Source organism: Lentzea xerophila, from assembly GCF_051094245.1.
GTDB lineage: Bacteria > Actinomycetota > Actinomycetes > Mycobacteriales > Pseudonocardiaceae > Lentzea > Lentzea xerophila.
Map to the genome: position 1 here is coordinate 3,031,996 of NZ_CP194934.1, position 19,708 is coordinate 3,051,703.

Below are 19,708 nucleotides of genomic sequence, written 5' to 3' on the forward strand. Positions count from 1 at the left end.
AACGGTCAAGCGATAGCGTACGCGTTTGACGTAGTATCGGTGCTCGTGACGGCCGACGAAGATCCCCGCGCGTCCCAGCCCGACACGCTCGCCGGCCGGGCGTACCGCGAGGTGCAGGACGCCATCGCCGCCGGTGAGCTGGCGCCCAACGTGAAGATCACCGAACGGGGGCTGGCTGAGCGGCTGTCGATGAGCCCCACCCCGGTCCGCGAGGCCATCCGCCGGCTGGAGCAGGACGGCCTCATCACGAGGACCGGTCCGCGCACGGTCGTCGTCGCGGACATCGGCGCCGCCGCCGTCGAGGACCTCGCCGAGGTCGAGATCGCGCTGCGCGGTCTCATCGCCCGGTTCGCCGCCCGGCACGCGACCGCCGCCCAGCTCGACGGACTGGACACGATCCTCGACGAGGCGGACGACCTGCTGATCGTCATCAAGCAGCGCGACGCCGAGGGGCGCCCCGTCGAGAAGCACCTCAACGCGCTGCTCGACACCATGCAGCGCTTCAACGACGCGGTCGCCGCCTGCGCGGGCAACGCCGTCCTGGTCAGGTTGCTCGACCAGACCAGGGTGTTCACCCGCGCGGAACGCCGGACCCGCGTCCTGGAACGGGTGCACGCGAACCACGAGTACGGCCTCGACCGCTACGCGGGCCACCGCGCTCTCGTCCGTGCCCTGAGGGCAGGCGAGGGCGCCACCGCGGAACGCATCGCCATCGAGGACGTCCGCGGCGGGCTCGACGATCTGCGCCGCCCGCCCGGCGAGGTGCGCTCGCCGGATCGGCTCGGTTCACCGCGCTGACCTGGGGTGCGGCTGGTGCCGTGCGGCCGCGCCGGGGGTGCGCTACGTTCGGTTCCGGGTTCAGCAGGCAGCCCTCCATCACGGTCAAGCCGTAAAAGAGGGCGGATGAAGATCGCCATGGTGTCCGCGGAGGACACGCCCGAGTGGCGCGACGTTCACGTCACGGACCTGTCGAAAGCCCTGACGGCGCTGGGCCACGAGGTGACCGCGCACCGCCTGGACGGAGCGCAGGCCGACCAGGAGCTGCACCTGGGTGACTTCGTCGAGGTCCTGCGCGCCGACTGGAACCGTTCGCGGCCGGACCTCGTGCACGCGCACTCCTGGCGGCCGGGTCTCGCGGCTTCGCTGGCCGCGCGGACGTCGGGCCTGCCGGTGGTGCAGTCCTTCCACGGCTTCGGCCGGCGAGCGGACGTCGAACGGCTGGTGAGCAGGGAAGCGGCCCTGGTCCTGGCGAGCTGCGAGCACGAGATGTTCGACCTGGCCGCCGCCGGAATACCGCGGGCACGGATCGCGGTCGTGGCCCGCGGCGTCGACACCGACCTGTTCCAGTCCCACGGTGAGGTGGCCGCCCGCGGGCCGATGCGTCGTATCGTCACCATGGTGGACCCGTTGTCGGACAACGGTGCCGCTGACCTCGTCGCGGCGCTGCCGCGGCTGCCGGACGTCGAGCTGGTGATCGCGGGAGCGCACGCCGCCGGTGGAGCCGACCGGGTGCTGAGCCGGGTACGTCAGCTCGGCGTGGAGAAACGCACCCTACTGCTGGGCCCGGTCGCACGGCGGGACATGCCCGCGCTGTTGCGGTCGGCGGACGTGGTGGCGTACGTGCCGAGGCTCCCGTCGTGGGACCCGTTGCCGCTGGAGGCGATGGCGTGCGGCGTCCCGGTGGTCGCGACCGCTGTCGGAGGGCTCACCGATGCCGTGATCGACGGTGTGACGGGCGTCCTGGTGCCGCCGCGCGAGCCGAAGCAGCTGGTCAGGACGCTGTGGGCCGTGCTGGCCGACGACACCCTCAGGGACTCCTGCGGGATCGCCGCGGTGGACCGGGTCGACGCCCGCCACACGTGGCCGTCCGTCGCCGTGACCGTGGACCGGCTGTACCGGCGGTTGGTCCAGTCGGCCGTCACCTCGCCGGCGGTCGGGGTGAACGGGGGCTGACCGGCCGGAGTTGCCGCTGTCGGGCTGGGTGGTGGCGAGGCGGGCGGGCAGTTGGCGACGACTTCACGTCCGGTCCAGTCCGTCGCACCGCCTGCCGGTGCCTGCTCGGGCTGATGCCGGCCACCTCGCGTCCAGCGTGCCGCACGCCGCCCCGAATCCGAACGCACCCCCGCTCAGGCCGAATCGCGCACGATCAGCTCCGTCGGCAGTATCAGCGACGTCGGCTGCTCCCCGTTCAACAGCCGGATCAGCATCCGGGTCATCTCGCGGCCGAGCGCCTCGATCGGCTGCCGGACCGTGGTCAGCGCGGGCTGGGTGTGCTGGGCCGTGACGATGTCGTTGAACCCGACCACCGCGACGTCCTGAGGGACCCGTTTGCCGTGCTCGCGCAGCACGGTGAGCGCACCGGTGGCCATCGCGTCCGACGCGACGAACACGGCGTCGAGGTCGGGGTGGTCGGCGAGCAGGAGCTTCATGCCGATGGCGCCGCTGGTCTCGCTGAAGTCGCCGTGCGCCACCCTCGCGTCGCTCAGGCCCGCCAGCACGACGGCTTCGCGGAACCCCATGTAGCGGGACATGCCCGCGTGGGTGTCGAGCTCGCCGGTGATGGTGCCGATGTTGCGCCGCCCGGACGTGATGAGGTGCTCCACGGCCGTGCGCGCACCGCCCCGGTTGTCCGCGTCGACGTACCACTTGGGTGCGCGGTCGAGCGACCGTCCACCATGGACCGCGGGCAGGCGGCTCTCCTCGGCCATCTTCGACAGCGGGTCGTTCTCCTTGAGCGCCAGCAGCATCACGCCGTCGGCGCCGCGGGACTGGAGCACCTTCGCGAACCGGTCGCGGCCGCGTTCTGACGCGGCGAGCAGCAGCATCAGCTGCAGGTCCGTCTCCTCCAGCACCGCGTTGACGCCGGTGATCACCTCGGCGAAGAACAGGTTCGCGAACAACGCCGGGTCGTCGCTCGAGATCGCCAGCACGACCGCGCCCCTGCGCTGGGTGGCGAGCGAGCGGGCGGCCGTGTTCGGCACGTAGCCGAGCTCCGCGATGGCGCTCTGGACGGCCCGTCGCGACTTGTCGCTGACGTGGCGCGCGTTGTTGATGACGCGCGACACCGTGCCGGTGGAGACGCCCGCGCGTTGCGCCACCTCCTCCAGAGTCGGCGGCCGGGTGTTCATCTGTGGTTCCCCCTGTTTGCGTTGGCCTGGGTGGAGCGTAGCAATTCTGTAAGCGCTCACAGTCCGCCGCGCTCGATCAGGCCCGCGTACCACCGCGCGCTGTCCTTGGGTGTGCGCCGCTGGGTGGTGTAGTCGACGTGCACCAGCCCGAACCGCTGGGCGTAGCCGAAGGCCCACTCGAAGTTGTCCAGCAACGACCAGGCGAAGTAGCCCTTCAGGGGCACCCCTGCGGAGGCGGCCGCCGCGCAGGCGCGCACGTGTCCCTCCAGGTAGGCGACGCGGCCGGCGTCGTGCACCTCGTCGTCGAACGCCGCTCCGTTCTCGGTGATGTACAGGGGAACGGCGGGGTAGTCGCGGTCCAGGCGCAGCAACAGCTCCAGCAGCCCACCGGCGTCGATCTCCCAGCCGATGGACGTGCGCGGCCGGCCGCCGTCGGCGTGCTGGACGTGCTCCGAGCCGACGTAGGCGGACGAGCCGGAGGTGGTGCCGTGCCCGACCAGCATGGGGGAGTAGTAGTTCACCCCGAGGAAGTCGATCGGCGCGGCGATGGTCTTGAGGTCGTCGGCCTGCACGTGGCCGAAGTCGGTGACGGCGGCCAGGTCGGCGAGCACGTCGTCCGGGTAGGCGGCGAGCAGCACCGGGTCGAGGAACAGCCGGTTCTGCAGGCCGTCGATCCGGCGGGCCGCGTCGGCGTCGTCCTCCTGCGTGGACACGGCCGAGACGTGGGTGAGGTTGAGCGTGATCCCGACCCGGCTCTCGGGCATCTCGCGTGCCGCGAGACCGTGCCCGAGCAGCAGGTGGTGGGCGGCGCGGACGGCGGCGGCGGGCTCGCGGCGGCCGGGCGCGTGCCTGCCGGTGGCGTAGCCGAGGAAGGCCGAGCACCACGGCTCGTTCAACGTCGTCCAGTGGGTCACGCGGTCCGCGAGCGCCTCGTGCACGATCTGCGCGTATTCGGCGAAGCGTAGCGCGGTGTCCCGCTCCGGCCAGCCGCCCGCGTCCTCCAGTGGCTGCGGGAGGTCCCAGTGGTACAGGGTCGGCCACGGCTCGATGCCGTTGTCCAGCAACGTGTCCACCAGCCGCCGGTAGAAGTCGAGGCCGCGCTGCTCGACCGCTCCCGAACCGAGCGGCTGCACCCGTGGCCAGGCGATGGAGAACCGGTAGGCGCCCAGCCCGAGCTCGCGCATGATCGCGACGTCCTCGGGGTAGCGGTGGTAGTGGTCGGCGGCCACCTCGCCGGTGTCACCGCCGTCGACCTTGCCCGGTGTCGCGCAGAAGGTGTCCCAGATGGACGGACGCCGGCCGTCCTCGGCCACCGCGCCCTCGATCTGGTAGCTGGAGGTGGCCGCGCCCCACAGGAATCCCGGTTCGAACGTGGTCATGCCTTGACCGCCCCTTCCATGATGCCGCCGATGATCTGACGACCGAACGCGATGAACACGAGCAACAGGGGAACGGTGGCGACCAGCGCACCGGTGAACATGAGCGTGTAGTCCGTGTAGTAGGTGGTGGACAGCTGCGACAACGAGAACTGCACGGTCGGGTTGTCCGCTTCGAGAACGGCGAGCGGCCAGAGGAACTCGTTCCAGGCGCCCATGAACGTGAACAGGCCGAGCACGGCGGCACCCGGTCGCAACCCCGGCAGCACGACGGTCCAGAAGATCCGGAAGGTGCCGCACCCGTCGATCCGCGCGGCCTCGATCAACTCGTCCGGGATGGCCTGCTGCGCGTACTGGCGCATCAGGAACACGCCGAACGCGGAGACGAGCGACGGCACGATGATCGCTTCCATCCGGTTCTGCCAGCCCAGCTCGACCATGATCATGTACAGCGGGATGATGCCCATCTGCACCGGGATCATCATGGTGGCGAGGACGACCAGCAGCAGGGCGTTGCGGCCGCGGAAGCGCAGCTTGGCGAACGCGAAACCGGCCAGCGAGGAGAAGAACACCACCGCGACGGTGATCACCGCCGAGCTCAGCAGCGAGTTCCACAGGCCCAGCGCGAAGTTCGCGTCCTCCGCGGCGAACAGCCTGCCGGCGTTCTCCGCGAGGTTGGGGCCGGGCAGCAGCGGCGGTGGCCAGTCGCCGACGACGTCGTTGGAGCGGGTCGCCACGACGAAGAGCCAGTAGAGCGGGAACGCCGACAGCACGATCCCCGCGAGCAGCGTCACGTAGACGAGCGGATGGGTTTTGCGCATGGCTACTTCGCCCTCCGCGAGACCAGGAAGTTGACGACGCCGAGCAGCGTGATCAGCAGGAAGATCATCCACGCGACGGCCGAGCCGTAGCCGTAGTCGAAGTCGCGGAACGCCTTCTCGAACATGTACATCGACACGGTCTGGAACTGCCGCAGGCTGCCACCGGAGATCGCGAAGCTGCCCTGGCCGAAGATGAGCGGCTCGGTGAAGAGCTGCATGCCCGCGATGGTGGACATGACGACGGTGAACAGGATCGCCGGCCGGATGTTGGGGACCGTGATGGACCAGAACTGCCTGATCTTGCCCGCACCGTCCACAGTGGCCGCCTCGTACAGGTCGCGCGGTACGGCCTGCATCGCCGCGAGGTAGATCAGCGCGTTGTAGCCGGTCCACCGCCAGTTCACCATCGTCGCGATCGCCGACCACGACGACCACTTGTCCGCGCGCCAGTCGACCGCGTCGACGTTCACGAGGCCGAGCAGGCCGTTCACCATGCCGGCGTCACGGTCGAAGATCTGGCTGAACACGATGCCCACCGCCGCCACCGAGGTGACGATGGGCAGCAGCACTCCCATGCGCAGGAACGTCATCCCGCGCAGCTTCTGGTTGAGCAGGCTCGCGAGCACCAGTGCCATCAGCAGTTGCGGCACCGTGGCCAGCACGAGCATGCCCAGGGTGTTGAAGACCGCGTTCCAGAAGTCCGGGTCGTTGAACAACGTCACGTAGTTGTCCAGCCCGACGAACGCGCCCGCGCCGCTGATGTCCCAGTCGTGCAACGACACCCACGCCGTGTAGACCAGCGGGAACAACCCGAACACCGCGAAGATCACGAAGAACGGCGCGACGAACAGGTACGGCGACCAGATCACCTCGGCGCGGGACAACCGGGCGCGCCACCCGGTGCGCGGCTGCTCGGGAGGCCTGGCCGCCGCCGCGCTCACGGCCGGCAGCGGCTCAGCCTCCGCGTGTCGTAGCTGCGTCACTTGACCAGGCGCTTCGCGTCGTCGACGGCCTTCGCCCAGGCCTCGTCCGGCTGCAGCTTGCCCTGCTCCACGGCCAGCAGCGCGTTGCCGACCCGGTCGCCGATCGGGTTGTTGTCCGGGCCCAGGTAGACGGGCTTGAGCGCCTTCACGCTCTCGCCGAAGATCTTGCCGACGGGCGCGTCGTTGAAGAACGGGTTCGTGAAGCCCTGCACGGCCGGGTCGTCGATGGCCTGCGGCGACGACGGGAAGTTGTTCTTCGACTTGAACGCCGCGGTCTGGCCCTTGGCGCTGGTCAGGAACTTCACCAGCTCGGCGGCCTGCTGCTGGTGCTTGCTCTGCGTGGGCACGGCGAGGAACGACCCACCGCGCACGGCTCCATCACCGGGCACACGGGTGACGTCCCACTTGCCCTTGTTCTCCGGACCCGACTGCTTCTCGATCGTGCCGAGCATCCACGAGGGGCAGGGGATGGTCGCGAAGGTGCCGTTCTTGAACCCCGCGTTCCACTGCGGGCTCCACTGCTCGATGTTGGCGGAGAGACCGGCCCTGATCATCTCGATCGTCTGGTCCCACGCCTTGCGCACGCCGGGGTTGCTGTCGATGACGAGCTTGTTCGACGTGTCGTAGTACGTGTGATCACCCTGCTGCATCAGGATGTTCTGGTACAGGCCACCGGAGGAGTCGTACCAGCCCGCGCCGGTGTTCGCCTCCTTGAACCTCTTGCCGGTCGCGATGTAGTCGGACCAGGACGGCCACAGCTTGCCGACCTCCTCGCGGTCCGTCGGCAGACCTGCCTTCTCGAAGAGGTCCTTGCGGTAGCACATGCCCTGCGCGCCCACGTCCGTGCCGAGGCCGACGACCTTGCTGCCGTCCGGTGTGGACGCCTGCTTCCACTTCCACTCCAGGAAGTTCGGCTTGAGCTCCGCCGCGCCGTGGTCCAGCAGGTTCACGAACTGGTCCGGCTTCGCGAGGAACTGCGAGAGGATGCCCTCCTCGATGGCGACGACGTCACCGGCACCTGACCCCGTGGCGAGCCACTGCTGCAGTTTCGGCAGGTAGTCGCCCAGCTTGCCGATGTTCTCCTCCTTGATCTTGATGCCGGGGTGGCTCGCCTCGTACTCCTGGTACAGCTCGTCGTAGCCGAACTGGCTGAAGGTCTTGACGACGAGCGTGGTCTCGCCGGAAGCGGACTCGGCCGCCCCGCCACACGCGGACACGGCCACGACTGCGCCGAGCAGGGTGGTGGCGAGCAGCGCCCGCCTCGGTCGAACAACCATCGGGAACCTCCAGTTGGCGGATGGCCTGCAAGCGGTAACACATGGATACGGGCGCAGTGCGGGCCACGAAAACACCGTTCACCTGCTGCGACGCTGCGGCCGGTGCCGGTGTGGGGCACTCAGGATCGGGGGAGACTGTGAGCGCTTACAGGACTGTAACCACGTGTCCATCTGGATGTGAAGTCCTCATCCAGGTCACAGTTCGGTGACGCGCGACCGTTGACACGGCTGCCCTCGTGGGTGAGCATTCGTCCCGACGCTGCGGTCGCGCCGGGAGACCTTCGACCCGAGAGGGCTCCGGTATGTCCGTGAAAACCTGGTTGGTGGCGCTGAGCCTCCCGCCGATCCTCGTCGCCGGTGCCGCGCCTGCCGCGACCGCCGCCGAGGCCTACGAACGCGTGCTCAACGGCGGCTTCGACAGCGTGAAGACACCGTGGTGGAGCAGTGGCAACACACCGTCCACAGTGGCCGGCGGCAGACTCTGCGCCCAGATCCCGGCGGGCACGGTCAACCCGTGGAACTCGATGATCGGCCAGAACGACATCCCGCTGGAAGCCGGTCAGCCCTACACCCTGCGCTTCACCGCCACCGCGACGAAGAACGTCACCGTGCGGGCGACCGTGCAGCTCGCGGCTCCGCCGAGTACCACCACGCTGAACAAGCCGGCCGCGCTCACCAGCACTCCCAAGACCTTCGAGTTCACCGGTACGTCCACAGTGGCCACGCGCGGTGGTCAGGTCGCGATCCAGGCCGGCGGCGCGACCGAGGCCTACACGCTCTGCCTCGACGACGTCTCCCTGACCGGCGGTGTCATCCCGCCGGGCGGTGGCTGGGACTACGGCTCGGCGGTGCGGGCCAACCAGCACGCCTACCCGGTGTCCGGAACCAAGCGCGCCTCGGTCGTGCACAGCTCCACGAGCCCGGTTCCCTGGCAGCTGCGCGACGCGGCGGGCAGGGTCGTCAGGAGCGGGAAAACGCAGGTCAAGGGCGATGACGCGATGACTCGCGACCACGTCCACATCGTCGACTTCACGCCGTACCGCAAAACTGGAAGCGGTTACACGGTGGCGGTCGGCGACCAGGTCAGCTACCCGTTCGACATCGCCGCCAAGCCCTACGACAGCCTGCGGCGGGACGCGCTGGCGTACTTTTACCACAACCGCAGCGGCACCCCGATCGACGCGAAGTACGTCGGCGACGCCTACGCGCGCCCGGCAGGACACGCCGGCGTCGCACCCAACAAGGGCGACACGGCGGTGCCCTGCCTGCCCGGCGAATGCGACTACACCCTCGACGTCAGTGGCGGCTGGTACGACGCCGGCGACCACGGCAAGTACGTGGTGAACGGCGCGCTGGCGGCCTGGCAGCTGATGGACCTCTACGAGCGTTCGCTGTACCGGTTCGACCTGGAGGGCCTGAAGGACGGCCTGCTCGCGATCCCCGAGCAGGACAACCGGGTGCCCGACGTGCTGGACGAGTCGCGCTGGGAGGTCGAGTTCCTGCTGAAGATGCAGGTGCCGGCCGGCAAACCGCTCGCGGGCATGGCGCACCACAAGATCCACGACCTGGCCTGGACACCGCACCCGACCCTGCCGCACAACGACGCACAGCCCCGCTACCTGCACGCCCCGTCCACGGCTGCCACGCTGAACCTGGCCGCGGCGGGTGCGCAGTGCGCGCGGCTCTGGAAGCTGTGGGACCGCGCGTTCTCCGACCGCTGCCTGGCCGCGGCGGAGACGGCGTGGCAGGCCGCGCTGGCCAATCCGGCGAGGTACGCCCCGCGTGAGGACAGCGTCGGCGGTGGCCCCTACGACGACACCAACGTCACCGACGAGTTCTCCTGGGCCGCCGCCGAGCTGTACGCGACGACCGGCGAACGGCATTACCTGGAGAAGGTCACCACGACGCTCACCTCTGCGGGGTTCTCGTGGAAGGACACCGGCGCGCTGGCGGACCTGACCATCGTCCGGCTGCCGCACCGCTTCCCGATCGACCGCGTGCTCGGGGCCCGTTCCCGCGTGCTGGAGGTCGCCGACGGGCACGTGCGGGACCTGAAGTCGCAGGGCTACCCCAACCCGTCCAAGCCGGCCGACGGTCTGTACGCGTGGGGCTCGACCAGTGCCACCACGAACGCCGCGATGATCATGGCGATGGCCCACGACCTCAGGCCCAAGCGCGAGTACGGCGACGCCGTGCTGGAGTCGATGGACTACCTGCTCGGCCGCAACGGCCTGAACCAGTCGTTCGTCAGCGGCTACGGCGAACGCGCGAGCAGGAACCAGCACCACCGCCACTGGGCGAACCAGCTGGACGCCAAGCTGCCCAACCCGCCCGCCGGTTCGCTCGCGGGCGGACCGAACTCGGGCCTGCAGGATCCGGTCGCGCAGCAGAACCTCCCCGGCTGCGCCCCCGCGAAGTGCTACATCGACGAGATCGGGTCCTGGTCCACGAACGAGGTCGCCATCAACTGGAACTCGGCCCTCGCGTGGATCGCGGCGTTCGCCGACACCCGCTGAGGAACTCCCGACGCCACACCGCCCCGCACAACGCCGTGCGGGGCGGTGTCCGCGACGGGTGGGAGGAAGACGGTCCCCCATCGAGAGGAGATCCACAGTGCGGTGGATTGTCCCTGCAACGGTCGTCGTCACGGCCCTGCTGCTGTTACCCGCCATCCCTGCCACGGCAGCCAGCCCGCTCGACCTGACCAGTGGTTTCTACGTCAACACCAACTCGGCGCCCGCCACCTGGGCGCGCAACAACCCCGGTGACTCCAGGGCGGCGCGGATCCAGTCGTCCATCGGGTCCAAGCCGATCGCCCGCTGGTTCGGCAACGACAGCTCCATCGGCTCGACCGTCGCGAACTACGCCGGCGCGGCGGACGGCCAGGACAGGCTCCCGGTGCTGGTCGCCTACAACATCCCCAACCGGGACGCCTGCGGTGGCCACTCCGGCGGCGGTGCCGGCAGCGCGGCCGCGTACCGGACGTGGATCTCGAGCTTCGCGGCCGGGATCGGCACCAAGCCGGCGGTGGTGATCATCGAACCGGACGCGCTCGCCGCCTACGACTGCCTGACCGCGGCGCAGCGGACCGAGATGGCGGGCCTGCTCAAGTACGCCACCGAGCAGTTCAAGGCCAAGGCGCCCAACACCTTCGCCTACCTGGACGGCGGCAACGCCGGCTGGGTGTCGCCGTCCACCATCGCCTACCGGCTGGACGAGGCCGGTGTGCGGAACGTGCGCGGGTTCTCGGTGAACGTGTCGAACTACTACACCACCAGCCAGTCGACCAGCTACGCGAACTCGGTGAACGGCTACCTCGGTTACGCGGCGAAGTTCGTGGTGGACACGAGCCGCAACGGCAACGGGCACAACGGTCAGTGGTGCAATCCGCCCGGCCGCCGGCTCGGCGTGTCTCCGCAGGTCGGAGGCGGTGCCGAGCTGCTGCTGTGGGTGAAGACGCCCGGTGTGTCCGACGGTCCGTGCGGCATCGCGCCCAGCACCCCGGCCGGCACGTTCAACCCCGACCTGGCGGTGCGCCTGATCGACGGGATCTGAGCTCCGGCGCAACCATGAATCCATCGATCTAGAACTGTGAGTTGACAGTTCTAGATCGGTGGAGTTTTATTGTGGCCATTCCTGTTAAGGCCCGCTCCAATGATGATCTGAGGGGATCGAATGTCCGTGACCAGCACCTTCATGGGGACACCCGCGGACGGGAGGTTCGGCGGGTTCGGCGGCATGTTCGTGCCCGAGCCGATCGTGCCCGCCTGCCTGGAGCTGGTGCGGGCGTTCACCGAGGCCTGGGCCGATCCAGCGTTCCGCGCCGAGCTCGACGGCTACCTCAAGCACTACGTCGGCCGCCCGTCGCCGGTGACCGAGTGCCGCAGGCTGTCCGAGGAGCTGGGGGTCCGGGTGCTCGCCAAGCGCGAGGATCTGAACCACACCGGTTCCCACAAAATCAACAACGTGCTGGGCCAGGTGCTGCTGGCCAAGCGCATGGGCAAGACGAGGGTCGTCGCCGAGACCGGTGCGGGCCAGCACGGCGTCGCGACCGCCACCGCGTGCGCGTTGTTCGGCCTGGAGTGCGTCGTCTACATGGGCGAGGTCGACGTCGAACGCCAGCAGCTCAACGTCTTCCGGATGGAGCTGCTCGGCGCCGAGGTCCGCCCGGTCTCGTCCGGCAGCCGCACGCTCAAGGACGCGGTCAACGACGCGATGCGCGACTGGGTCGCCACGGTCGAGACGACGTTCTACTGCATGGGGTCGGTGCTCGGACCGCACCCGTATCCGTGGATGGTGCGCGAGTTCCAGCGGGTGATCGGTGACGAGTCCCTTGAACAGTGCCGTGCGCTGCTGGACGGCGCCGCCCCGACCCACGTCGTCGCGTGCGTCGGCGGCGGGTCCAACGCGGCCGGCATCTTCGCCGGGTTCGCCGACACTAGCGCCGCGTTGATCGGCGTGGAGGCGGCCGGTGGCGCGGCGGTCGGCGGGGGCAGGGTCGGCGTCGTGCACGGCGCGAAGAGCATGCTGCTGCAGGACGACGCCGGGCAGGTGCGGGAGGCCTACTCGATCTCCGCCGGTCTCGACTACCCCGGCATCGGCCCTGAGCACTCGCACCTCGCCGAGATCGGCCGCGCCACCTACCCATCGGTGACCGACGACGAGGTGATCGTCGCCGTCCGCGAGCTCAGCAGGCTCGAAGGCCTGATCCCGGCGCTCGAGTCGGCGCACGCGTTCGCCTATCTGCTGCGGGAGGCGGGCAAGGAGATCCCCCTCGGCTCCACCGTGCTGGTGAACCTCTCCGGCCGCGGTGACAAGGACATGCACCAGGTCATCGCCCTGCTCGGCGGCGAAGGCGGCAAGGCATGAACGCGCTCGAAGACCACCTGCTCGCCACCCGCGCGGCAGGCCGCAAGCTCCTCCTCCCGTACATCACCGGTGGCGTGTCCGACGACTGGGTGGACCTCGTGCACGCGGCCGTCGACGCGGGCGCGGACGGCGTCGAGATCGGCATCCCGTTCAGCGACCCGGTGATCGACGGACCGGTCATCCAGGCAGCCTCCGTGCGGGCACTGGACCGCGGCACCACCCCCGAGACGGTGCTGCGCGACCTCGCCGCGTACCGGCGCTCGGCGCCGCTGATCGCGATGACGTACTACAACCTCGTTCTCCAGCAAGGAGAGCAACGGTTCGCGCGGCACCTGGCCGAGGCGGGCGTCGGCGGTGCGATCCTGCCGGACCTGCCGCTGGAGGAGTCCGCGTCGTGGGAGCGAGACGCCGCCGCGCACGGTGTCGCAGGCGTGCTGATCGCCGCGCCGAGCACCCCGGACGACCGGCTGAAGGTGATCTGCGACCGCAGCAGCGGTTTCGTCTACGGCATGGGTGTGATGGGCGTGACCGGTGAACGGGCGGCGCCCACCGACTCGGCCCGGCAGATGGCCGAGCGCCTGAAGGCGGTCACCGGCAAGCCCGTCCTCATCGGCGTCGGTGTGTCCACTTCGGACAACGCGAGGAAGGTCGCGGGCGTCGCCGACGGCGTGATCATCGGCGCGCCGGTGATGCGCCGCATCGCCGAGCAGGGTGGCCCCGCCGGGGTCGCGGCGCTGGTCGGCGAGTTCCGGGCGGCGCTGGACGGCTGACCCCGAGGTGAAGGACGGCCTCCGAACGGCTACCGTCTCCCGCGTTGATCCACGCGGGGAGGACGGGCACATGGCGAGCCTGCGACCGGACGGCAGGCGCAAGCTCGCCAAGGCGGCCGACCTGCCGAAGTACGCGGTCATCGAGCGGGACCTGCTGCGCCGCATCGGCAGGGCGGAGTTCCGCGCGGGCCTGCCGCTACCGTCCCAGCGGGAGCTCAGCCAGGAGTACGGCGTGAGCCTGATGACGCTGCGGCAGGCGCTCGGGGCGCTGGAGGCGCGCGGCGTGGTCGAGCAGATCGCGGGCAAGGGCACCTACGTGAAGATCAACCGGGTGCCCTACGTCGCCACCGGTCTCGGCAGCATCGTCGACGACCTGCGCGGCCAGGGCATCGCCATGGAGACGACGCTGCTGCGGGCCGAGGTGGTCGAGGTGGCGCCGGACGTCGCGGGCAGGCTCGGTCTCGCCGCCGGTGGCCGGGTGCTGGAGGTCGAACGGCTGCGGTTCGTCGGCGGCGCCCCCGTGGTGCACCAGCTGTCCCGCGTGCCGGAGTCGTTCGGCGCGGCCCTGCTCGACGCGGACTTCCGCACCGAGTCGCTGTACGGTCTGCTGACCGAGCGGTGCGGCGCCGTGCCCGCCCGCGCCACCGAGACGATCAGCCCGCTGACGATGTCCGACGAGGTCGCGGCCGTGCTGGAGGTCCCGGCGGGGTCCGTGGGACTGCGCAGCGACCGGTTGACGTTCGACGCGCACGGCGTGGCGCTGGTGCACGATGAAGCGTTGCTCGTCAGCGACCGCATGGTGGTCACGATCGAACGCGAGGCGAACGGCCCGAACTTCCGCTACGTCGTGGGCGAGCGCTGACGAGCGGCGGCTCAGCGACGCCGCCGCGCTGACGGTCGCGTGACGGGTGCCGCGGTGAGAACCTGGCGAGGGCGACGTACTGTCATGGACGTGGTCGAGGCGAACGGAGGCGGAATGGCCGGGACCGGGAGCTCGCCGATCCGCCTGCGGGTCCTCGACGCCGTCACGGACGGGTCGCTCAAGGACCTCGACCTCGACAAACTCCTGAGCGTTCTGCTGGAACGCTCCCGTGAGCTGCTCCAGGCCGACACCGCCACGGTCCTGCTGCTCGATCGCGGTGGGACGCATCTCGTGGCGAAGGCGACCTCCGGGCTGGAGGAAGAGGTCTTCCAGGGAGTGCGCGTGCCCGTCGGCAAGGGCTTCGCTGGCCGCGTGGCCCAGCTCCGCGAACCGGTGCAGATCAAACGCGTCGATCCGTCCACTGTGGTCAACCCGCTGCTGTGGGAGCACGGCCTGCGGGTGCTGCTCGGCGTGCCGATGATCGCCGAGGGCGAGCTGACCGGCGTCATGCACATCGGCAGCACCACGTCACGCCACTTCACCGACGAGGAGATCGACGCCCTGCAGATCGTCGCCGACCGCCTCGCGGTGGCCGTCTACGTCGGCCGGATGCGGACGGAACACGCCGCCGCCGCGCTGCTGCAGGAAAGCCTGCTGCCGGCGAGCCTGCCGAGCCCCGCCGGCTGGGAGCTCGCGGCCCGCTACGTCGCCGGCACCGAGAGCGGCGTCGGTGGCGACTGGTACGACGTGTTCGAACTGCCGGATGACCGCCTGGGCGTGGTGATCGGCGACGTCGTCGGCAACGGACTGCGGGCCGCCGTCGTCATGGGACGGTTGAGGAGCGCGTTACGCGCCTACGCGCTGGAGTGCCTCGATCCAGCGCAGGTGCTGAACAAGCTCGACCGGAAAGCCAGCCATTTCGAGCACAACACCATGGCCACCGTCGCCTACGCGGTCATCGACACGGCGACCCACCGCATGACCCTCGCCGTCGCCGGGCACCTGCTCCCGGTCATCGCCGTGCCGGGGGACGAGGCCCGGTTCGCGTCCGCCCACGTCGGTCCGCCCATCGGGTTCGACCTCGGCACCACCGGTCGCCGCAGTACCGGCATGGACGTGCCACCCGGCACCCTGATCGTCCTCTACACGGACGGCCTCGTGGAGCGCCGCGGGCAGGACCTCGACCTCGGCCTGGAGCGGTTGCGCAGGATGATCGGCCCGATGGAGCCGGAACAGGCGTGCATCCTGGCCATGTCCACGATGGTCGGGGACCAGCCGGCGACGGACGACATCGCGCTGGTCGCGATCCGCCACAGCGACGTGACCTGACGCGCGCCGCTCGGCTGGTGTTCGATCGGGTGCCTCGGGTAGAGCCTGCTCCACCTGAGGAACGGGCGTTGAGGGGATCGGCGCGCCCTTCCGCGGTGGATAGTTTTCCTGGCATGACGAACGAAGCGAACCCCACCCGCACCCACGGCCGCGCTCTCCTCTGGGTGGCCCTGGTCATCAGCGCGGTGGCCAACGCGGCCACCTCGGTCGCCGGCCTGAACCTCTACATCAGCATCTCGTTCGGCGTTCTGACGCTGTTCTTCGGTGCCGCCCTCCTGCTCGGACGACGTGAGAGGCGCTGAACCCGTGCCTGTGGCCGAGCCGTGGGCTGAGGTTTCGGTGTGGGCGAACGTGTCCGTCCGGACGGCGGTCCACCACGACGCGTGGCGGTGCGCACGCACCGGCCCGATCCGCGGGACCGCGACAATCGCGGTCCCCGGACGCGAATGGCGTCCGGCGGCGAAGACACGCACGTCCGGCGGGCAGGGGCGATCCATTGGCCGTCGCCCCGATAGCCTGAGTGGCCGCAAAGTCCGGCATCTCCTTGTGGGGTACCGGGCGGTGAATTACGTTCGGGCCAGTGGCGGTGAGGTCTGTGCGGATCCAGGTGCTGGGTCCGACGCGGGCGTGGCACGGCCGTGCGGAGATCCCACTCGGCCCGCCCGCGCGGCGAGCCGTGCTCGGGTTGCTCGTCCTCGCCGAAGGTGAGGCGGTGGCCACCGCCGGCCTGGTGGACGCCCTGTGGGGCGACCGGCCACCGCGCAGCGCGGTGAACGTGTTGCAGACCCACGTCAAACACCTGCGGCGGCTCCTGGAACCCGGCCGCACGTCCCGTTCCGGCAGTGAGGTGCTGCCGTTCGCGAACGGGGGCTACGCGCTCAACCCGGACGCGGCCGAGATCGACCTGCTCGTCTTCCACCGTCTGGTCGCCGAGGCGAACGAACTCCACCGCTCGGACGAGACGGAGCGCGGCGCCGCCGTGCTGGGCGAGGCGTTGCGCCTGTGGCGGGGCCGGCCGCTCGCCGACACGCCTCTCCTCGCGACGCATCCGAAGGTCGTGGCGCTGGTCGCGAAGCGCCGGGAAGTCCTTGCCCGGTACGGAGATGCGATGATCGCGATCGGTGCCGCCGCGGGCGTGCTGCCCGACGTCGCCGAGGCCGCCGCGGACCAGCCGCTGGACGAACCCGCCCAGGCCCGCCTGATCCGCGCCTACCACGCCGCCGGTCACCGGGCCAAGGCGTTCGAGGTCTACCAGGAGGTGCGCACGCGGCTCGTCGAGGAGCTGGGCGTCGATCCCGGTCCGGAACTGCGTGCCGCACACGCGACCCTGTTGCGCGACGACAACGGTGTCGGCGCCACGACCGCTGTCGTGCGGTCCAGGCCGGTACTGGGTGTGCCGCGGCAACTACCCGCGCGGCCCGCCGGGTTCACCGGCCGGACCGCACAGCTGTCCACATTGGACGAACTCGGAGGGGACGGCGCCACTGCGGTCGCCGTGATCTCCGGCAGCGCCGGCGTCGGCAAGACGGCGCTGGCCGTGCACTGGGCGCACCGGGTGCGAGAGCGCTTTCCCGACGGACAGCTCTATGCGAACCTGCGCGGCCACACCAGGGGAGGGGCGGTCCCGCCGATCGAGGTGCTGGCCCAGTTCCTGTCCGCGCTGGACGTGCCGGCCGAGCGCGTGCCGCTCGACGTGGAGACGGCGTCGGCCATGTACCGGACGCTGACGACGGACCGGAAGGTCCTGGTGCTGCTCGACAACGCCGCCGGGCCGGAGCAGGTGCGGCCGTTGCTGCCCTCGGGACCGCACTGCCTCGTGGTGGTGACCGCCCGCGAACGGATGACCGGCCTGGTCGCCGTGGACGGCGCCCGCGCGGTGAGGCTCGACGTGCTGAGCCCCGACGACGCACTGGACCTGCTGGCGCGCGTGCTCGGCGCCGGGCGGATCGAGGCCGAACCGGTGGCGGCCGCGGAGTTCGCCAAGCTCTGCGCGTACCTGCCGCTGGCCCTGCGGATCGCGGCGGCCAACCTCGCGGATCGCCCCGCGTACGGGATCGACGACTACGTCGGAGAGCTCAGGGAGGGCAACGTGTTGTCCGCTCTGGCCGTTCAGGGCGACGAGCAGACCGCCGTGCGCGCGGCGTTCGACCTCTCCTACGCCGCGCTGCCCGCCGAGGCGCGGCGGGTGTTCCGGTTGCTGAGCCTCGTGCCCGGAACCGACGCCGGCACCGAGGTCGTCGCGACGCTCGCCGGCACGGATTCCGCGCAGGCCGCGCGGCTGCTGGACCGGCTCGCGGGCGCCCACCTCGTCGAGCTCCACGCGCCCGGCCGCTACAGCTTCCATGACCTGCTGCGCCGGTACGCGGCCGAACGGGCGTCGGACGAGGACACCGCGCAGGACCGGGAGGACGCCCTCCATCGGTTCTACGACTGGTACCTCAACGCGGTGGACAGCGCGGCCCGGCTGCTCTACCCGCACATGCTGCGGCTGCCGGTGCCCGAACTGAACGCCCGCAGGCCGTCCGCCGTGACAGGACCCGCCGAGGCGTCCACGTGGCTCGACTCCGAACGCGGCAACCTCGTCGCGGCCGTCCGGGCGGCGGCGCGCACCGGACCACGACCGATGGCGTGGCTGCTCTCCGACGCGCTCCGGGGATACTTCTGGATGTCCACGCGCCGGGTCGAGTGGCTGGCCACGGCGGAGGCCGGGCTCACCGCGGCGGAGGAGACCGGCAGCCCCCGCGAACGGGCCGCCGCCCGGCTCAGCCTCGCCGACCTGCACTACCGCCAGGGCCGGTACCGGGAGGCCGTCCGGCACTACACGCACGCCTGGCTGGCCGCGCGGGACGGGGGCTGGGTGGCGGGTCAGGCCGCGGTGCTCGGCAACCTCGGCGGGCTCTACTGGCAGTCCGGACGGCTCGAGGCCGCCGCGACCCGGTTCGTCCGGTGCCTGACCGTGAGCCGGAGCATCGGCCAGCGGGCGGGCGAGGCGGTCGCGCTCGGCAACCTGGGTCTCGTCCACTGGGAGCTGGGCCGGCTGGCGCAGGCGGCCCAGCACTACACGGCCGCACTGAGCCGGTACCGCCAGATCGGTTCCCGCTACGGCGAAGCGCTCAACCTCGGCAACCTCGGCCAGACGCAACGCGCCCGCGGACTGCCGGACGAGGCGGCCGACCTGCTCGGCCGCGCGCTCACGCTCCACCACGAGGACGGCAACCGCAGCGGTGAGGCACTGACGCGCAGCAGGCTCGCCGTGACCTGCCTCGACCTCGACCGCGGCGCGGAAGCGCTGGAGCACGCCCGCACCGGTCTCACGCTCGCGCAGGAGACCGGCGATCCGCGGACCGAGGTGGAGGCGCTCACCGCGCTGGCCGAGGTGGAGCACCGGCTCGGCCGCCGGGCGGACGCGACCGGCCACTACCGGCAGGCACTGGACCTCGTGCGCAACATCGGCGACCGCTACCCGGAGATCGACGTCCTGATCGGCCTGGCGGCGGTCACCGCCGACGCCGGTCGAGCCAGGCACGCGCTCGCGCTCGCCGAGCGCGCCGGTTATCTCGCGTTGCGCGGACAGGCGCTGACCGTGCTGGCCGAGCTGCTGCTCGCTTCAGGACAGCGGGTGGAGGGCGCGGACCACGCCCGTCGCGCGCTGGCCGTCCACCGCGAGACCGGTCAGCGCCGGGCGGAAGCGCTCACCCTCGCCGTTCTGGAGCGGCCGGCACCTGCCGCACGATGACGTCACCGATCCCTTTGCGCTCGACGGCGCTGTCCCCGTTCGGCCACACGGTGATGATGCCCCACGGGTTCACGCTGCCCTCCTGGCCGTCCCGGTCCTTGCAGGAGAACTCGGCCATGTTGAACCCGTTCCAAGCACCGCTGCCGTCGTCCACGCGTGTCTCGGACTCCTCGGCGTTGGTACTTCTGTCGCACGTGACACCGTCCACCACCCGCGCGACCCGGTGGGCGAGGTCCGTGATCCGGCCGTCCTCCACACACCAGATGACGTGGTACTGGTAGCTCCACAGGTCGCCATCGGCCAGAGTTACCGGCACTGAAGTCAGCGGCGGAGTCGAACACGTCAGCTCGTCCGCGTTCGCCGTCGTGACCGTGGTGAGTGATATCCCTGCGGCGACAACCGCCGCGAACGCCATGATTCTCCGGATGTGCATCGAGTCCCCCTCGAAACCGTGTGCTCCCAATGGTGTTCCTGCACCGGGGCGTGCGCAAGGTGCCGTCACGCCTAGTCCAACCTACGTCCAATGGACGTCCAGTCCGGCCGAATAGCTTGTGTCG

General features: G+C 70.5%; 16 protein-coding genes. 10 read left to right on the forward strand and 6 right to left on the reverse strand.

Annotated elements, in window-relative coordinates; genetic code table 11:
- The first annotated feature begins 45 nt into the window (after positions 1 to 45).
- Positions 46 to 798 (forward strand): GntR family transcriptional regulator, encoded by a 753-nt coding sequence (locus tag ACRSBM_RS14695; RefSeq protein ID WP_434443929.1) that lies wholly within the window; start codon positions 46 to 48, stop codon positions 796 to 798.
- 105 nt (positions 799 to 903) lie between these two features.
- Positions 904 to 1,953: a glycosyltransferase gene (locus ACRSBM_RS14700; RefSeq protein WP_434443930.1), complete on the forward strand. Its 1,050-nt coding sequence runs from the start codon at positions 904 to 906 to the stop codon at positions 1,951 to 1,953.
- Between the two features lie 173 nt (positions 1,954 to 2,126).
- Here ACRSBM_RS14700 and ACRSBM_RS14705 read toward each other — a convergent pair whose 3' ends face one another.
- Genes ACRSBM_RS14705 through ACRSBM_RS14725 form a run of 5 tightly spaced genes read right to left on the reverse strand, consistent with a single transcriptional unit; the run spans position 2,127 to position 7,585 of the window.
- Positions 2,127 to 3,128: a LacI family DNA-binding transcriptional regulator gene (locus tag ACRSBM_RS14705; RefSeq protein ID WP_434443931.1), complete on the reverse strand. Its 1,002-nt coding sequence runs from the start codon at positions 3,126 to 3,128 to the stop codon at positions 2,127 to 2,129.
- 56 nt (positions 3,129 to 3,184) lie between these two features.
- Positions 3,185 to 4,507, reverse strand: coding sequence for a GH1 family beta-glucosidase (locus ACRSBM_RS14710; protein ID WP_434443932.1), 1,323 nt, complete (start codon positions 4,505 to 4,507; stop codon positions 3,185 to 3,187).
- Positions 4,504 to 5,325, reverse strand: a complete 822-nt coding sequence (locus tag ACRSBM_RS14715) for a carbohydrate ABC transporter permease (RefSeq protein WP_434443933.1) — start codon at positions 5,323 to 5,325, stop codon at positions 4,504 to 4,506. Before ACRSBM_RS14715 ends, ACRSBM_RS14710 begins: the two co-directional genes overlap by 4 nt.
- A gap of 2 nt (positions 5,326 to 5,327) precedes the next feature.
- Entirely contained in the window at positions 5,328 to 6,308 is a 981-nt protein-coding gene (locus ACRSBM_RS14720; RefSeq protein ID WP_434443934.1) for a carbohydrate ABC transporter permease, read from the reverse strand.
- Positions 6,305 to 7,585, reverse strand: a complete 1,281-nt coding sequence (locus ACRSBM_RS14725) for an ABC transporter substrate-binding protein (protein WP_434443935.1) — start codon at positions 7,583 to 7,585, stop codon at positions 6,305 to 6,307. The genes ACRSBM_RS14720 and ACRSBM_RS14725 overlap by 4 nt, the downstream gene beginning before the upstream one ends.
- 308 nt (positions 7,586 to 7,893) lie before the next feature.
- Between ACRSBM_RS14725 and ACRSBM_RS14730 the strand changes: the two genes are divergently transcribed.
- The 8 genes from ACRSBM_RS14730 to ACRSBM_RS14765 all read left to right on the forward strand — a co-directional run bounded on the left by ACRSBM_RS14730 (position 7,894) and on the right by ACRSBM_RS14765 (position 19,151).
- The gene (locus ACRSBM_RS14730; protein WP_434443936.1) at positions 7,894 to 10,101 is read left to right on the forward strand and encodes a glycoside hydrolase family 9 protein; all 2,208 of its coding nucleotides are present in this window, start codon (positions 7,894 to 7,896) and stop codon (positions 10,099 to 10,101) included.
- Between the two features lie 97 nt (positions 10,102 to 10,198).
- Positions 10,199 to 11,140 carry a glycoside hydrolase family 6 protein gene (locus tag ACRSBM_RS14735; protein ID WP_434443937.1) on the forward strand — a complete coding sequence of 314 codons (942 nt, stop codon included), beginning with the start codon at positions 10,199 to 10,201 and terminating at the stop codon, positions 11,138 to 11,140.
- A 120-nt stretch (positions 11,141 to 11,260) separates the two neighbouring features.
- Entirely contained in the window at positions 11,261 to 12,454 is a 1,194-nt protein-coding gene (trpB, locus tag ACRSBM_RS14740; RefSeq protein ID WP_434443938.1) for a tryptophan synthase subunit beta, read from the forward strand.
- Positions 12,451 to 13,224 (forward strand): tryptophan synthase subunit alpha, encoded by a 774-nt coding sequence (trpA, locus tag ACRSBM_RS14745; protein WP_434443939.1) that lies wholly within the window; start codon positions 12,451 to 12,453, stop codon positions 13,222 to 13,224. The genes trpB and trpA overlap by 4 nt, the downstream gene beginning before the upstream one ends.
- A 70-nt stretch (positions 13,225 to 13,294) precedes the next feature.
- A complete protein-coding gene (locus tag ACRSBM_RS14750) occupies positions 13,295 to 14,086 on the forward strand; it encodes a GntR family transcriptional regulator (RefSeq protein WP_434443940.1) in 792 nt (263 codons plus the stop codon).
- A gap of 114 nt (positions 14,087 to 14,200) precedes the next feature.
- A complete protein-coding gene (locus ACRSBM_RS14755) occupies positions 14,201 to 15,415 on the forward strand; it encodes a PP2C family protein-serine/threonine phosphatase (RefSeq protein WP_434443941.1) in 1,215 nt (404 codons plus the stop codon).
- 113 nt (positions 15,416 to 15,528) lie between these two features.
- Entirely contained in the window at positions 15,529 to 15,717 is a 189-nt protein-coding gene (locus ACRSBM_RS14760) for a hypothetical protein (protein WP_434443942.1), read from the forward strand.
- Between the two features lie 278 nt (positions 15,718 to 15,995).
- Positions 15,996 to 19,151, forward strand: a complete 3,156-nt coding sequence (locus tag ACRSBM_RS14765) for a BTAD domain-containing putative transcriptional regulator (protein WP_434443943.1) — start codon at positions 15,996 to 15,998, stop codon at positions 19,149 to 19,151.
- On the opposite strand, the gene ACRSBM_RS14770 is transcribed toward ACRSBM_RS14765, so the two are convergent.
- Positions 19,108 to 19,584 (reverse strand): hypothetical protein, encoded by a 477-nt coding sequence (locus ACRSBM_RS14770; RefSeq protein WP_434443944.1) that lies wholly within the window; start codon positions 19,582 to 19,584, stop codon positions 19,108 to 19,110. The genes ACRSBM_RS14765 and ACRSBM_RS14770 overlap by 44 nt on opposite strands.
- Between the last annotated feature and the right edge of the window lie 124 nt (positions 19,585 to 19,708).